Annotated in this window: 15 protein-coding genes, 3 tRNA genes and 1 pseudogene; 9 read left to right on the forward strand and 10 right to left on the reverse strand. The window is 46.5% G+C overall.

What is annotated here, in order from left to right:
• Positions 1–40: 40 nt before the first annotated feature.
• The 8 genes and pseudogenes from ACZ5ER_RS00825 to ACZ5ER_RS00860 form a co-directional block, all read right to left on the reverse strand.
• Complete coding sequence (locus tag ACZ5ER_RS00825; protein ID WP_050002539.1) at positions 41–577, reverse strand: DUF1102 domain-containing protein; 537 nt, start codon at positions 575–577, stop codon at positions 41–43.
• Between the two features lie 14 nt (positions 578–591).
• A complete protein-coding gene (locus ACZ5ER_RS00830) occupies positions 592–1,185 on the reverse strand; it encodes a DUF1102 domain-containing protein (RefSeq protein WP_464934591.1) in 594 nt (197 codons plus the stop codon).
• Positions 1,186–1,406: 221 nt separating this feature from the next.
• The gene (locus tag ACZ5ER_RS00835; protein WP_050002537.1) at positions 1,407–1,838 is read right to left on the reverse strand and encodes a DUF7344 domain-containing protein; all 432 of its coding nucleotides are present in this window, start codon (positions 1,836–1,838) and stop codon (positions 1,407–1,409) included.
• A 5-nt stretch (positions 1,839–1,843) separates the two neighbouring features.
• Positions 1,844–2,050 (reverse strand): hypothetical protein, encoded by a 207-nt coding sequence (locus tag ACZ5ER_RS00840; protein ID WP_050002536.1) that lies wholly within the window; start codon positions 2,048–2,050, stop codon positions 1,844–1,846.
• Between the two features lie 389 nt (positions 2,051–2,439).
• A tRNA-Gln gene (locus tag ACZ5ER_RS00845) sits at positions 2,440–2,515 on the reverse strand.
• A 605-nt stretch (positions 2,516–3,120) separates the two neighbouring features.
• Positions 3,121–3,198: transfer RNA gene (locus tag ACZ5ER_RS00850), tRNA-Ile, on the reverse strand.
• A gap of 10 nt (positions 3,199–3,208) precedes the next feature.
• Positions 3,209–3,286, reverse strand: a tRNA-Glu gene (locus ACZ5ER_RS00855).
• Between the two features lie 43 nt (positions 3,287–3,329).
• Positions 3,330–4,275 (reverse strand): annotated as a pseudogene (locus tag ACZ5ER_RS00860) (NAD-dependent epimerase/dehydratase family protein).
• Between the two features lie 79 nt (positions 4,276–4,354).
• Between ACZ5ER_RS00860 and ACZ5ER_RS00865 the strand changes: the two are divergent.
• The 5 genes from ACZ5ER_RS00865 to ACZ5ER_RS00885 are packed head-to-tail and all read left to right on the forward strand — an operon-like array spanning position 4,355 to position 7,887.
• Complete coding sequence (locus tag ACZ5ER_RS00865) at positions 4,355–4,612, forward strand: nucleotidyltransferase domain-containing protein (RefSeq protein ID WP_464934592.1); 258 nt, start codon at positions 4,355–4,357, stop codon at positions 4,610–4,612.
• Positions 4,609–4,761, forward strand: coding sequence for a hypothetical protein (locus ACZ5ER_RS00870; protein ID WP_464934593.1), 153 nt, complete (start codon positions 4,609–4,611; stop codon positions 4,759–4,761). Before ACZ5ER_RS00865 ends, ACZ5ER_RS00870 begins: the two co-directional genes overlap by 4 nt.
• Before the next feature lie 46 nt (positions 4,762–4,807).
• On the forward strand, positions 4,808–5,803 hold the full coding sequence (locus ACZ5ER_RS00875) for a sugar phosphate nucleotidyltransferase (RefSeq protein ID WP_464934594.1): 996 nt from the start codon (positions 4,808–4,810) through the stop codon (positions 5,801–5,803).
• A 37-nt stretch (positions 5,804–5,840) separates the two neighbouring features.
• Positions 5,841–7,076, forward strand: a complete 1,236-nt coding sequence (locus tag ACZ5ER_RS00880) for a flippase (protein WP_464934595.1) — start codon at positions 5,841–5,843, stop codon at positions 7,074–7,076.
• Position 7,077: 1 nt separating this feature from the next.
• A complete protein-coding gene (locus ACZ5ER_RS00885; protein WP_464934596.1) occupies positions 7,078–7,887 on the forward strand; it encodes a glycosyltransferase family 2 protein in 810 nt (269 codons plus the stop codon).
• Here ACZ5ER_RS00885 and ACZ5ER_RS00890 read toward each other — a convergent pair.
• Together ACZ5ER_RS00890 and ACZ5ER_RS00895 are read right to left on the reverse strand one after the other, a co-directional pair.
• Positions 7,884–8,993: a glycosyltransferase family 4 protein gene (locus tag ACZ5ER_RS00890; RefSeq protein WP_464934597.1), complete on the reverse strand. Its 1,110-nt coding sequence runs from the start codon at positions 8,991–8,993 to the stop codon at positions 7,884–7,886. The two genes, ACZ5ER_RS00885 and ACZ5ER_RS00890, sit on opposite strands and share 4 nt — an antisense overlap.
• 18 nt (positions 8,994–9,011) lie before the next feature.
• Positions 9,012–9,929: a glycosyltransferase family 2 protein gene (locus ACZ5ER_RS00895; RefSeq protein ID WP_464934598.1), complete on the reverse strand. Its 918-nt coding sequence runs from the start codon at positions 9,927–9,929 to the stop codon at positions 9,012–9,014.
• 56 nt (positions 9,930–9,985) lie between these two features.
• Here ACZ5ER_RS00895 and ACZ5ER_RS00900 point away from each other — a divergent pair, with 56 nt between their 5' ends.
• The 4 genes from ACZ5ER_RS00900 to ACZ5ER_RS00915 all read left to right on the forward strand — a co-directional run bounded on the left by ACZ5ER_RS00900 (position 9,986) and on the right by ACZ5ER_RS00915 (position 13,559).
• Positions 9,986–11,188 (forward strand): CDP-glycerol glycerophosphotransferase family protein, encoded by a 1,203-nt coding sequence (locus tag ACZ5ER_RS00900; RefSeq protein WP_464934599.1) that lies wholly within the window; start codon positions 9,986–9,988, stop codon positions 11,186–11,188.
• On the forward strand, positions 11,185–11,874 hold the full coding sequence (locus tag ACZ5ER_RS00905) for an IspD/TarI family cytidylyltransferase (RefSeq protein WP_464934600.1): 690 nt from the start codon (positions 11,185–11,187) through the stop codon (positions 11,872–11,874). Before ACZ5ER_RS00900 ends, ACZ5ER_RS00905 begins: the two co-directional genes overlap by 4 nt.
• Before the next feature lie 44 nt (positions 11,875–11,918).
• Positions 11,919–12,755 (forward strand): glycosyltransferase, encoded by an 837-nt coding sequence (locus tag ACZ5ER_RS00910; RefSeq protein ID WP_464934601.1) that lies wholly within the window; start codon positions 11,919–11,921, stop codon positions 12,753–12,755.
• 189 nt (positions 12,756–12,944) lie between these two features.
• A complete protein-coding gene (locus ACZ5ER_RS00915) occupies positions 12,945–13,559 on the forward strand; it encodes an acyltransferase (RefSeq protein WP_464935039.1) in 615 nt (204 codons plus the stop codon).
• Positions 13,560–13,569 lie beyond the last annotated feature (10 nt).

The following is a 13,569-nucleotide window of genomic DNA, read 5'->3' on the forward strand; positions in this document are numbered from 1 at the left end:
TCCCCCTCAAAGGGGTGGGGCAAAGGCCCCCGAAAAGAAATCACTGGTTGCAAGCTCCGGCAACTGCCTCAATGCTCATCTGGAACTGGTACTGCCCAATTGTTGAGTTTGTGTTGTCGAATATCATTCCAATCGGAATCGGGTTCCCATGCTCGACGGTGAACTGGATGTTGCTGGCGGGTCCGGCTATCGGGCTGTCGTAGTCGCCCGCGAAGATCATCACATCATCGTGCTCGGTCTTTATGGTGACGCATATCGGATAGGTGGTTTCGTTGTTCTCCCAGAGCTCGTTGCTTACCTGGAACATCTCTTCGAAGACATAGGTGGTGTTCGGGCTCATACCCGTTCCCCCACCAGTTGGGTGGTTCGGGTTGTACTGGCTGATGTCGACGTAAAGCTTACCGGCATCATAGGTCACGTAGGGCTGGAGGGCAGTAAGGTCAATCAGCTCATTGTCGTCTGTGACAACATCAAAGCTCGTCTGCCTATCGGCAGAGTAATACCTGAAGTTTGCTCCGGCTCCAACAGCCAGGAGCATTCCAACCATCAATAAAGCCAATCCAAATAGCTTGTTCATTTTTCACGCCTCCTTCACTGACCGCACTTGCCAACTAGTTCCGCCGGCTCGGTTCCGAGCCTGTAGGCCTGGATGTGTATGCTGCTGCTCTCGGTGTCTCCTGGGAGTGAGTTCCCAACGGTGAAGTCCATACCGACCTTAACGGCCTCTCCAGGATCAAGGACAAAGCAGACGTCGTTCTTGGCCATATCGCTGGCGTAGACTACCTGTCCGTTATCAACATAGTGAATGTCGTGGTCCGCGCCGTAGAACTGTATCGCGGTGTTGGCGTTGGTAATCCTGACAACGATGGTCATGTTGTCCTCCCAAAGGTCGTTGCTTACCTCAAAGACCTCGTCGAAGTTGTACTCTGAGTTCGGGCTCAGGCCCTGGCCGTAGCCTGGGTAGTTCGGGTTGTTCGGGCTTATGTCAACAACCAGCACGCCACCATCGTTTATGTACGCGTAGGGCTGAATGGGCGTCAGGTCAATGAGTTCAGTATCATCGCTGACGATGTCCCAGTGGACACTCCTGTCAGCGTTGTAGTCCCTGAAGTTGGCTCCAGCCCCTAACACGAGACCAAAGGCCACCAACAGGCCAAAAATTCCTAAGGCAAGATTCTTTCTCATTTTTTTCGCCTCCGAATTGGAGGCACTGTGGCAGAGAAGCCAGCGGTGAGAGTGAAGGTTCATCCCTGACCTCGGACACTCAACAACCACTGCAACGGTGAACTCAACGCAGTGCCTCTGCAACCCCTTGCGGGTTGCTCACTAATCCCTTGAGCCGTTGGGGTATATATGAAATGTCGGGTTAACTGCAGGTAATGGTAGGTTACCCAAGAAAAGAAGGCCTAAATGCGCTTCATTTTCCTGTGGTGGATAACGCCAACACCAGCGTAAACCAGCGAGGCCATGGCAAGATAAAGGTCGTTGAGTGAAACGGCAAGTATGAGGAATATCAGCGAGAGCCCCACGTAAAAAGAGCTCCAGCTTATGTCGTTCTTTTTGACCGTCTCCATATAGACCGTAACGTCGTCAGGAACCTTTACAAGGGTCACGACACCGTGTCGGAACGTTATGACGCCCTCACGCTCAAGTTTTGGGATATGTGTCTGAACGAGGCTGACGTACACGCTCTTTCTGTGCTTCCTGTCGGTGTTCCCCTCGTTCTCCGCGATGTATTCCACCATTTCCCTCAGCTCTGCCCGGCCATCGGACTTCTTGAGGTACTCTATCATGAGCATCCTCCTGCTGTTTCCGAGTATGACCGAGGAAGTTCCCATGGCAATCACCGTGCCAACCGATACTGCTTTCTTCCGTTATTGCCGACCCTGAACTCCACCTTTCCCTCCCCAACCAGCCGCCTAAGTGTGCGCTCGACCCTCTGCCTGGTTACGTCGAACCCCCGCTCCGTGAGGAAACGGGTAATGAACGCAACGCTCAGCTCCCCCTCGCGGAGCATGTCGACAATCTCACTCTCGAAGTTATCTCTCATGACTAGGACCTCCCGGCTGGAGTAAGGCCAGCCTCAACAAAAATACGGGGGGGTAGTATTTAAACCTACCTAAAAAGTTCGAATATAGAAGTTTAAGGAAAATAAAGGAATAACAAGCCCGTATTTCCCCGGCCGACCATCAAACAGCTCTTTTCTCTGTGAGGAACGGGTGAGGCAGATACTCGACCAAAACTTCATTTGGATATTATCCAGAGAAGACTCGAAACAAGAACACGTAACCCGGTTACTGAAAGCATTAAAGAGATTGTAGCCAAAAACGGGCTTAGGATTGGATAAACCGCAAAGGGAAAAGGTACATCTTGATGTATAACATGAGGTTCGAGAAGGGTTTAAGAGAGGGGGTTCGGGGTTCTGGAGCCCTTGAACGATGGTAGCCCCGCGGGGATTCGAACCCCGGTCGCGGGATCCAGAGTCCCGCATGCTTGGCCGCTACACCACGGGGCTGTGCCCGTTGATAGGTTCAATGGGGGATTTATAAATTTTACTCCCCGCAAGCTTTGCTTGCGCAAAGCTTGACCAAAGGGTTCCAACTGTCCTAAAGGGTTGTGAGGAGGACATGCCTTTCAAGGGGCCGTGGCCTAAAGCGGGTTTGACGTTAAATGGCCAATTGAAAGGGGTTTAATTCAAAAACGCGCCATTCAGGCGCCTTTTCCAAGTGAAACACTCACAGATGAAGCAAATCTAGTAGAAATCCCCTTCTAAAACTGGCAATTTTCAGAAAGGCACATCTTTTCCGCCAGCGCTGAAGCTTTTGGAAAAAGCTTCACCAAAAGTTCGTAGCTCTTTGCATTGTGGTGTTTGGAAGTTTGGTTTTCTTTCTTTTGAGAACCTATTTTTAATGAGAACAATGAACAAAATCCGGGCTTATTAAGGGGGTTTACTCTCCATTGACGCCCGAAGGGCGTCTTTTTAGGTTAAACCCCTTTACAAAGCCTCTAAAGGAGTTCTCACTCAGGATAATTCACTATTTAGTTAGAAAGCCCCATCAAAACTCGCATTTCAAGAAGGAGCTACGAACTTTGATGAAACTTTGCTGGGCAAAGTTTCGATGGTGGGCCCGCGGGGCTTCGAACCCCGGACCTCCCGCTTATCAGGCGGGCGCTCTGACCAGGCTGAGCCACGGGCCCAGGAGAATTATGGTGCCCCGGCCGGGATTTGAACCCGGGTCGCGGGATCGAGAGTCCCGCATGATTGACCGGGCTACACCACCGGGGCGTGTCCGACATTAAGGAAGAGGGAGGGTTTAAAAAGTTTTCGGTCAGAGGAGCTCCCGAACCGTCCTCCGAACCGCCTCGTAGCTGTTGAGCTTCGGCCTCCATCCGGTTGCTTTTGCCTTCTCTATGCTCAGGCGCATGAACTTGACGTCGCCCTTCCATCCGCGGCCTCCGTCAACTCCCCCGGTGAAAACGAACCTCGGCCTCAGCCTCATTTCCTCGCTCACTATCTCCGCTATCTCCTTCACGGTTATCCAGTCGTCGTTGCCCAGGTTGTAAAAATCGACGGTCTTTTCGGACCTCTTGAAGTGCTCGAAGATGTGAAGCATGCCCTCAACCGTGTCGCTCACGTGGAGGTAGCTCTTCCTCTGCGTCCCGTCGCCGAGTATCTCAAGCTCCTTGGGGTTCTTCCTCAGCTTATTTATGAAGTCGTAGATTACGCCGTGGTTCGAGCGCTCGCCGATTATGTTCGCCAGGCGGAAGATCAGGGCTTTAAAGTCGAAGGTGTGGGCGTAGCCGCTTATCAGGGCCCCGGCGGCTAGCTTTGCCCCGCCGTAGACGCTTATCGGTTCGAGCGGGCCGTAGTCCCCGGGCGTGGGTACGACCTCAGCGTCGCCGTAGACTGTGGAAGAGCTCGTGAAGACGAGGTACTCTACGTTTGAGTCCCTCATGGCGTTGAGCAGGTTGTAGGTTATGAGCACGTTCGTCTCGTAGAGGAGCTCCGGGCTCTGGGAGCCTATTCTGACCTCTGGATTGGCGGCGAGGTGGAAGACGACGTCAACGCCCTCCACTGCTTTCTTAACGAGTTCAGCATCTCTCATGTCACCTTTTATGAACTCAAAGCGCTCGCGGTTGAGCCACCGCTTTATGTTTTCCAAGGTTCCAGCGCTCAGGTCGTCGAGAACCCGTACCTCGTGCCCCTGCTCCATCAGCCTGTCCACCAGATGGGAGCCTATGAACCCCGGCTCCCCCGGTCACAAGGGCCTTCATTTTTATCACCACCAAAAGTTCGAGGGACGGTTATTAAGCTTTGGGAAAGTTTTTTGTATTCAATCCCCAATCTTTTACCATGCAGGTTTACACGCTGAGCAAGGAAGAGAAGGAAAAAATCATTGAGTTACTCAGAGAGCACCTCCTGAAAATGAAGGAGGTAGTTTTTGCTTACCTGCACGGCTCATTTACTGAAGATAGGCCCTTCAGGGACGTTGATATTGCCGTTTATGTAAAGGGCAATGCCCCTCCATTCTACGAGGAAGAGCTTGAAGAGGAGCTCTCAAGGCTGATAGGGCTTCCGTCGATGTCAGGCTTCTCAACAACGCACCGGTGACCTTCAGGTTCCGGGCCATTGGGGGCCTGCTCCTCTTCAGCAGGGACGAGAGGGCCAGGTGTGATTTTGAGGAGATGACCATGAGGGAGTACCACGATTATTCCTACTATCTAAGGATGTACCGGAGGGAGGCCCTTGGAATACGATGAAAAGTTTATAGCTTTGTTATGTTGAGATATCGGGGAGGGAAGAACCATGAAAGTCCTGATTATGGCGGGCGGCTACGCAACTCGCCTTTGGCCCATAACCAAGGACAATCCAAAGGCGCTGCTTCCTGTTGGAGAGAAGAGGATAATCGACTACATCCTTGAAAAAGCCCTCAAGCTAGACCTGCCCGTTTACATCTCCACGAACCGCTTCTTCGAGTCTCACTTCAGGCCGATCGCTGAAAAATACGGCGTTGGGCTCATCGTCGAGGATACGTTCCACGAGGAGGAGAAGCTCGGGACGATTGGGGCTATGAAGAAGGCCGTTGAGGAGCTCGGCCTGGACGACTACCTCGTCATAGCGGGCGACAACCTCTTCTCGTTCTCGCTTGAGGACTTCCTTGCCCGCTACTCCGGCGAGACCCTCATAGCAGTTTACGACGTTGGCGACCTTGAGCTCGCGAAGCGCTACGGCGTCGTTGTCCTTGAGGACGACAGGGTTGCGGCCTTTGAGGAGAAGCCGGCAGTGCCGAGGTCGACTCTAATCAGCACAGGCGTCTACGTCTTCCCGGAGAGGGTAATGGGACTCCTCGACGAGTACCTGAAGAACGGGCACAGAGACTCGCCGGGTTACTTCGTTCAGTGGCTCCTCTCAAGGGGCGAGCCAATCAAGGCCTACCGCTTCTCGGAGTACTGGTTCGACATAGGCTCAGCCGACAGCTACCTTGAGGCTTTGAGGACGCTTTTGAGGGAAAGTCACATCGAGGAGATTCAGATAAGCCCCTACTCAAAGATAATCCCACCAGTGGTCATAAAGCGGGGCGCCATGGTACTCGGCCGCTCAATAATCGGGCCCTTCGCCTACATCGGCGAGGACTGCATCATTGAGAACTCCGATGTTAGCGACTCGATAATCTTCAGGAAGACGATAATCAGGAACTCGACGATATGGCGCTCCATAATAGACGAGAAGTGTGAAATAAGGAACCTTGAGCTCAGGAAGAGCCTTGTCGGAGGCCACGCGAAGATACAGAGGGGGGATTAGGTTTTTATACTGCTCCTTTTTATCAGTTTCGAGGCCCATGGCGGAGAGCTTAAAACTAAGGCTTATCAAAAACGCAGGTTGGCTTTTTGGGGCAGAGATTATTTCGAAGCTATTGGCCTACGGTGTGATAGTGATTTTGAGCAGAACCCTCGGCCCGGAAGGGCTGGGACAGTATTCTTTCATATTCTATTACGTCGGATTACTCGGAATATTCTCGGATATGGGCGTTGGTTATTACTTTATGAGGGAAGTGGCGAGGGATAAAAGCAGGCTAAGAGATCTTCTTCCAGATGTTTTGGGCTTCAAGATTGTGCTTGCCGTTATCAACTTTAGCATAATCGTTGGAATCACACTTTTCCTCCCGAAGCCGGAGTGGATGAAGGTTCTCATCGTTCTGGCTGGAGCCGAGGCCATGCTGACGTGGATTGCAGGAATTTTTGTAAACATAATGTACGCCCACGAGGTTACCAAGTACGAGGCGATAGCAAAAACCGTAGAGAGGTTCTGGGCTTTCTTTGTTGGCGGAGTAGTTTTGTATACTTTCAAATCGCTCTCACCGTTTATCATTGCGCTCTTAGCAGGCTACACCCTAAGGGAGCTCCTGAGGATAAAGTGGGGGCTTAGGTTTATTGATGAACTCAGGGTTCGCTTTAGGCCGGAAGTCTGGAAGAACCTCCTGATGAAATCCTATCCATTCTGGTTCATAGGGCTCTTCACGCTCATCTACTACCGCACGGACATGGTGATGCTCAGCCTCCTTAGGGGGGATTATGAGACGGGAATTTACAGGGCGGCCTTCACGCTGATTGAGGTTTCCCTGTTCATCCCAGGGATAGTCGTCTCAACGACGATGCCTTCTATGGCTAGACTGTGGAAGGAGGACAGGAAGACACTTGAGACGCTCTTCAAGAAGAGCTTTCAGATGCTTGCCCTTATAGGAATTGGTGGCTTGGCTGGCTACTATATCTTTGCCAGGCTTGGGATTTTGATAGTCTTTGGGGAGAAGTTCCTGCCGAGCGTTCCCGTTCTGAGGATTTTAGCGTTTGCAGTTCCCTTCATGTTCCTCAACTCCCTCTTTGGGAGCTACATGAACGCGACCGGAAGGGAGCTGACCTTTACAAAGATCACGGGGTTTACGGCGTTGCTGAACGTGGTTCTAAACTACGTTCTGATACTGAACTATGGTGCCGAGGGGGCGGCGGTGGCGACGGTGGTGAGTCAGGGGATAGCAAGTGTTTTAAGTTTTGAGTCTAATCAAAGTCGGAGGGAATGACATGCCCCCAAAAGTTTCAGTCATAATTCCCACAGTTAGAGGGAGAGAAAATTATCTAAAAGAAGCTCTAACCAGTATCTTTGAGCAAACATACCAAGATTTTGAGATTATAATCGTATCATATGGTGACATAGACCTTGGTGTCAAGGACTCGCGAATTAAAAAAATTGTTCTTAATAAAAAGGGGGTTTCTCTTCAAAGAAATATTGGAATTCTACATGCCAACGGGGAATACATCGCGTTTCTTGACGATGATGACATATGGTTAAAGGATAAACTTGAAAAACAGCTAAAATTAATTAAGAGATATGATCTAATCTATACAGATTACTTCATAAAATATCCAGATGGAAAAGTTAAACGAAAAGGAGTAAAAATAGTATGTGGAAAAAATACGTTTGAACATTTAAAAAAATCCAATTTCATATCAACCAGCTCTGTTCTCGTGAGGAAAAAAGTCTTAGAAGATGTGGGAATGTTTGATACTTCTCTAACAATCGGCGAGGACTACGATTTATGGTTAAGGATTTCAGAGAAGTATAAAATATATGGAATAAATGAACCATTATACATTTATAGAAAACCCGATAGGGTACGATACTCTCAATATGCATGTGGATACATCAAATTTGCAGAAAAATGGTGGAATAAGCTAGATCCAAAGACAATATCCCTTACCGAGTTGTGGTACTTAAAAGCAGGAGGATACTTGTCTGTTCTCCAATATTGGTATTATAAGCTGAAGACCCTCATACACGGTCTCAGACTGGAAGAACTTAAAGAGCTCACATTAACGTACTGTGATTATTAACAATACATGTCATAAATTTTATCCAATTTCTTAACTACTATTTTTGAGGAATACCTCGCTTCAACATAATCTCTTAAATTTCTGCGCTTGTATTTATCCCAGATCTTAAGCATTTTCTCCACTTTCCTAAGAAGACTATCAGTATTAAAAAATCGGTACTTCATTCCAACTTGCTTATTGACGATTTCAGCTGGACCGCCAATGTCAGGTACAATGACAGGTGTATTAAGGGTTAAGCTCTCAAGAATAACATAACCAAATGCTTCATAATAACTCGTTAAAATTGAGAACTTTGCATTCTTAACTAAGGTCAAAAATGCGCTATATGACTTAGATGGACCGAACATACCAACTAAGTCATAAAATAGAATATTACTCGGTAAATCATATCCTACCACCTTCTTTATAGATTCTCGGGAGATACCCTTCCCTGCCATAACAAAAATCTCATCTGGGAATTCTCTAGCGACCCTGATAAAATCTTCGGGGCGTTTGCATCCTGGAGCATCAACACGAGCACCTAACCACAGAATATAGCCAGAAGGAGTAAGGTTAAATGTAGAAAAAAGATTATGATCTATACTCTTCAAGACTTCTTGAGTATCGATCATGTTTGGGATTGTTATGGAATCAACCCCAAACGATGACTTTAATTGTGATGATATCCATCTTGCGACGGTTAATATAACATCAACATCATCAAGGAGATCTTCGAAGAGACGGTAATACCTCTCATAAAACTTGGACTTTCCCGAGTTTCTGAAGTGTTCTAAGGTATACTTTTGAAATATGGTTCCATGGAGAGTTAAGATAACAGGATTATGGTATGTAGATTTTAAGCGTCTTCCTAGAGTCAGAGGAAACAATCCATGTGCATGAATACATGAAACGTCTTTATATCGTTTGGAATACAAAATTGAAGGCGGGTTATCCTTGATCCCTGCGTATATAGATAAGTAGAATAGTTTTTTAAGGTATTCGGGCATTGTTTCGAAACTAAATGTCACAAAATTATGAGAAGAATATTTCAGAATTTGAGAAATATGCCTAACAACGCCACCGAAACTACCAGGATCATATGAACCGATTAAAATTGGTTTTTCCAAAGTTGTCACCCCCAATTATTATCTAATTTTCCTTAACAACCACTTAACCGGAACAAATAAGTCTACAAAAGTTGCGAACGCCCAATCTTTCATATAAAAGTCACTATTTAATAAAAACCGCACAATGTTCGGGAAGTACTTAATACCATATCGGACCTTATACTTTCTCGGTGCACTATCGAGATATGTTAACATACTAAAAACGAAGTCATTGTTCCCAAGTACATTTACAAGTTCCTTTTTCCCATTCTCCTCTAATACTTTGAAAAGTTTTTCATAAACCTTAAACGTCTCTAAGAGTCCAGAAATACCGGAAAGGGAGACCGAACTTCCAACCCTATTCACAATGAAACCAACATAATCATCGACAAAGATTTCTCTACTAAACGCAAGGTACAATGAGTAAAAGTATATATCCTCACTCCTTTGTTCCTTAGGAAACCTAATTACATATTCCTCGATAATTGACCTTTTGAGCAGAGTGTTACCATTCCTAAACCTAAACTTCAATTTTAACGCATCAATATTACTAAAAACCCCATTCTCAAATATAAACTTTCTATATTTATCACCCCCAAACCAAACAGCAAAACTACTAGCATACCCATCAACATTCTTAATATTCTTTATGCCCCTCTCAAGAAACTCTTTTCCTAACCAGTCATCACTATCCAAAAAGACAACATACTTTCCACTTGAATTCTCAAAACCAAGATTCTTAGTTAACGGATAAGATACGTCTGGATCACAAATACAGTCAATCCTCGAATCCTTGTCCATAAACTCTTTAATTACTTTAACACTATCATCAGTTGAATGGTCATCAACGATTATCAACTCCCAGTTCTTATATGTCTGGTCAAGTATACTATCGATTGACTTTGGCAACCATTTTGCATTATTCTTGTTGGGCATTATTATGGAGACCTTAACCATATTTCCCCCACAACAATAGCTGACAAATCACTTATAAAAGATTTTCCTGAGACGACATGGGGGATAATAAGATGAACCGCCTTCAAAAACAGCTCCTCCTTTCAAGGCTCCTCTCACTGGTCAACAGAGTTCCAAAGGACGAAAACAGGATAGCCTTCTATTCCACCCCAGACATAAGCGATAACGCGCTGGCATTCTTCAAATATGTGTATTCTCTTGACGAGGGCTACGACCTCGTATGGGTTTTAAACAAAAAAGAACCTCCTGCACTGGAGATCCTAAAAAAAGAATGTCCAGACGTCAAGACGGCTTATTTGTATTCATCAAATGGCATCAAAGAGCTCCTCCGCTCAAAGTTTGTAGTGACAACGGATGTCTTGCCTTTAACCCCTCACTTCGGGCAGGGGATTATTCAGCTCTGGCATGGATTGCCCGGGAAAAAGACCGGCTACGAGCATCCCCTGGGAGTGAAGGATCTCTACCTTTACATGAACAGGTGGACGACGGACTTTGTAACAACCTCAGAGCTCGTTGTAGGGGCTTTTGTGAGGCAGTTCATGATTAATCCGCGAAAGTTCAGGTTACTCGGCCAACCCCGAAATGATGGCATGCTAAAGAACCTTAAAAATTCGAGGTATATGCTTTCTGAAATCTTAGGTCGTGATTTAGACAAATACGAACATATCATTCTCTACGCTCCAACGTATAGGTACACGAGCTATCTAAAAGACTTTGAGGCTAGTGTGAAAGTCGTTAAAAGCTTACTCAGAAAGGAGTTCCAGGATTTCTTGAAAAAAGTTAACGCTCTTCTCGTGATAAAACCTCACAAGCTTGTGGCCGATGCAATACAAGGATCAATCAAAAGCAAGAGCAACATAGTCATTTTAACTGACGAGCCTCTTCAGACAAGGTTGCTAACAATAAACGACGTAATGGGAGCGTTTGACATTCTGATAACCGACTACTCCAGCATTTTCGAGGACTACATTCTCCTCAATAGGCCCATGGTGTTTTACTTGCCGGACAGAAAAGATCTCGAAGAAAAAAGCGGGTTTTTATTACCTTATAAGTTCTTTGCTCCTGGGGACAAACCTGAAACCGTGAACGAACTCATGGACTCGCTAAGGACATACATAGAGAACCCACATAAAGACAGGGAGTGGAGAGAAACTGTTAAAAGTCTTCTTTACGAAGTGGGAGATGACTCAAAGTCATCGGAAAGAGTGTATAATGCCCTGATTAAGGTGAAAGACTCATGACGACGCTTATACTCCTTGCAGGAGGCATAGGGAAGAGAGCTAACCTTGGACTTCCGAAGCAGTACTTTAAGATAGAAGAAAAGATGATAATCGAGTATACACTTGAGAACGTATCTAATGTCAAAGCTATAGACAAAATTATCTTAGTTTCTAACCCCGAATTTATGAAAACAGGAGAAGAGCTCATGGAAAGCTTTTCTAAGATTTCAAGTATTGCCGAAGGAGGAAAAACAAGAAACGAATCCATATACAACGGCTTCCTTAAAGTTCCGGAGAATGAGACAAAAGTTCTTGTCCATGACGCCGTGAGACCGTTTACCCCACGGTGGGTGTTTGAAAAAATCGTTGAAATGCTCGATGAGAAGGGTGTAGTAACAACCGTGAACCCCATAACCGGGAACTTGATTGAAGTGCAGGAGGGAAAAGCACTAAAAATTCATGATCGCTCAAAATACGCTATGGGAGAAGCCCCAACAGGTTATCAATATAGTGCTCTCAAAGAAACTCTCGAAAAAGCCGTTAAGAAGAATTATTTAAATAAAATACCTCATGACATACTCCTCGCAATGAAGGCTGGTTTCGAAGTTGACATACTTTACTGCAATTGCTTCAACCTCAAAATCACATTCAGAGAAGATATAAAAATAGCGAAAGCGTTGATAAAAATATTGGAGGAAGGGATTTGAAGCCAAGGGTTTCAGTAATTATCCCTACTTACAACCGTCCCAACATGCTTAGAAGAGCCCTCGAAAGTGTCCTCAATCAAACTTTCGATGACTTTGAAATACTGATAATTGATGGTACTCGAAGTGAAGAAACAAAAGACATCGTGAAATCCCACAGAGATGGACGCCTGAGATACATCCCTCAGCGGGGAAAAGGGATAGCCAACGCCCGGAACCTCGGGGTTCTGAAGGCCAGGGGAGAATTCATTGCGTTTTTGGATGATGATGACTGCTGGCGGAAGGACAAGCTCGAACTTCAGGTGGAGGCCTTCAGAGAACTTCCAAAGAATTATGGGCTGATTTACACAGCCTTCACTTACTATTATCTGGAAAAGGAGAAGGTTCTCGGAATAAAGCATCCCCTGGCGAGCGGAGACGTTTACAGGCACATGCTCAAGGACAACATAACTGGGACGTCCACGATAATGGTGAGACGGGAGTGCTTCAAGAGGGTGGGGCCGTTCAGGGAGAGCTTTCCGACCTGCGAGGACTGGGACATGTGGCTGAGAATGTCAAAGATATGCTACTTTGGTGCGATAGATGAACCACTTGTGGATTACTCAATTCACTCCGGCCAGTTCTCCTTCGCCAAGTACCTTGCTGGAAGATACAGAATGATAGAGGAGCACGGGGATATAAGGCATGATCCACAGGTTCTGAGTTATCACCTTCTCCAGATAGGGATTCTCAAGCTCTTTAGGGGCGACAGAAGCGGTGCAGTGGATATCTTGAGGGCGTTTCGCCTCAATCCGACAATGAGAGGAAACATTCTTGACATCATAAGGTCCCTCCTCGACGTAAGGACTAAGATATACATCCTCAAATTCATTGGTCGGCTATGAGATATAGAAATGGTCTTCTTAAACTCAATTGTACAAGTCCCCCCATTCTAAATGCATTACCTCCCTTTTCCGGTGGAAATGCTTGAGAAAATATTATGAGATCCGTGGTTGTATCCAGGGCATACCCCACATCGCTTATCTCAACAATGCTTTTATAATTTGGGGCTTCAATAGTCTGTGGTGTTTGAAATGGCTCAAAAGTATTTCGTTCATCCCCTTGCCGTTGTTGAAGAGGACGTTGAAATTGGCGAAGGAACCAGAATATGGCACTTCGCTCACATAAGAAAGGGGGCTAAAATCGGGAAGAACTGCAACATCGGGAAGGACGTTTACATTGACGTTGGAGTTGAGATAGGAAACAACGTTAAAATCCAGAATGGGGTAAGTGTTTATCATGGCGTCAAGGTTGAGGATGACGTTTTCCTCGGCCCGCGCATGACCTTCACAAACGACCTCTATCCTAGGGCGTTCAACGAAGACTGGGAAGTTGTGCCCACGCTTGTAAAGAAGGGGGCGAGCATAGGGGCCCACGCGACAATAGTCTGCGGCGTTACAATAGGCGAGTACGCAATGGTCGGCGCTGGAGCAGTGGTTACAAAGGATGTTCCACCATTCGGGCTGGTATTTGGAAACCCTGCCCGTTTGAAGGGCTTCGTCTGCTACTGCGGGAGGCCCCTCAAGGAAAAGGTGAGTGAGGATGAAGAAGGGATAACATTCAAATGCTCTCACTGTGGGAGAGAAGTGAAAATCAGAAAGGAGGATTATGAAAGATATCTCAGGGAGAAAGATTTGTGGGAATGCTGAACAATGGATA

The organism is Thermococcus marinus (assembly GCF_055389025.1).

Excerpts from the sequence above, each read along its gene's own strand:
- ACZ5ER_RS00915 (WP_464935039.1), top strand. The coding sequence starts at position 12,945 with ATGGCTCAAAAGTATTTCGTTCATCCCCTTGCCGTTGTTGAAGAGGAC.
- ACZ5ER_RS00905 (WP_464934600.1), top strand. The coding sequence starts at position 11,185 with ATGACGACGCTTATACTCCTTGCAGGAGGCATAGGGAAGAGAGCTAAC.
- ACZ5ER_RS00880 (WP_464934595.1), top strand. The coding sequence starts at position 5,841 with ATGGCGGAGAGCTTAAAACTAAGGCTTATCAAAAACGCAGGTTGGCTT.
- ACZ5ER_RS00840 (WP_050002536.1), bottom strand. The coding sequence starts at position 2,050 with ATGAGAGATAACTTCGAGAGTGAGATTGTCGACATGCTCCGCGAGGGG.
- ACZ5ER_RS00885 (WP_464934596.1), top strand. The coding sequence starts at position 7,078 with ATGCCCCCAAAAGTTTCAGTCATAATTCCCACAGTTAGAGGGAGAGAA.
- ACZ5ER_RS00900 (WP_464934599.1), top strand. The coding sequence starts at position 9,986 with ATGGGGGATAATAAGATGAACCGCCTTCAAAAACAGCTCCTCCTTTCA.
- ACZ5ER_RS00865 (WP_464934592.1), top strand. The coding sequence starts at position 4,355 with ATGCAGGTTTACACGCTGAGCAAGGAAGAGAAGGAAAAAATCATTGAG.
- ACZ5ER_RS00875 (WP_464934594.1), top strand. The coding sequence starts at position 4,808 with ATGAAAGTCCTGATTATGGCGGGCGGCTACGCAACTCGCCTTTGGCCC.
- ACZ5ER_RS00830 (WP_464934591.1), bottom strand. The coding sequence starts at position 1,185 with ATGAGAAAGAATCTTGCCTTAGGAATTTTTGGCCTGTTGGTGGCCTTT.
- ACZ5ER_RS00910 (WP_464934601.1), top strand. The coding sequence starts at position 11,919 with ATGCTTAGAAGAGCCCTCGAAAGTGTCCTCAATCAAACTTTCGATGAC.
- ACZ5ER_RS00835 (WP_050002537.1), bottom strand. The coding sequence starts at position 1,838 with ATGGGAACTTCCTCGGTCATACTCGGAAACAGCAGGAGGATGCTCATG.
- ACZ5ER_RS00895 (WP_464934598.1), bottom strand. The coding sequence starts at position 9,929 with ATGGTTAAGGTCTCCATAATAATGCCCAACAAGAATAATGCAAAATGG.
- ACZ5ER_RS00825 (WP_050002539.1), bottom strand. The coding sequence starts at position 577 with ATGAACAAGCTATTTGGATTGGCTTTATTGATGGTTGGAATGCTCCTG.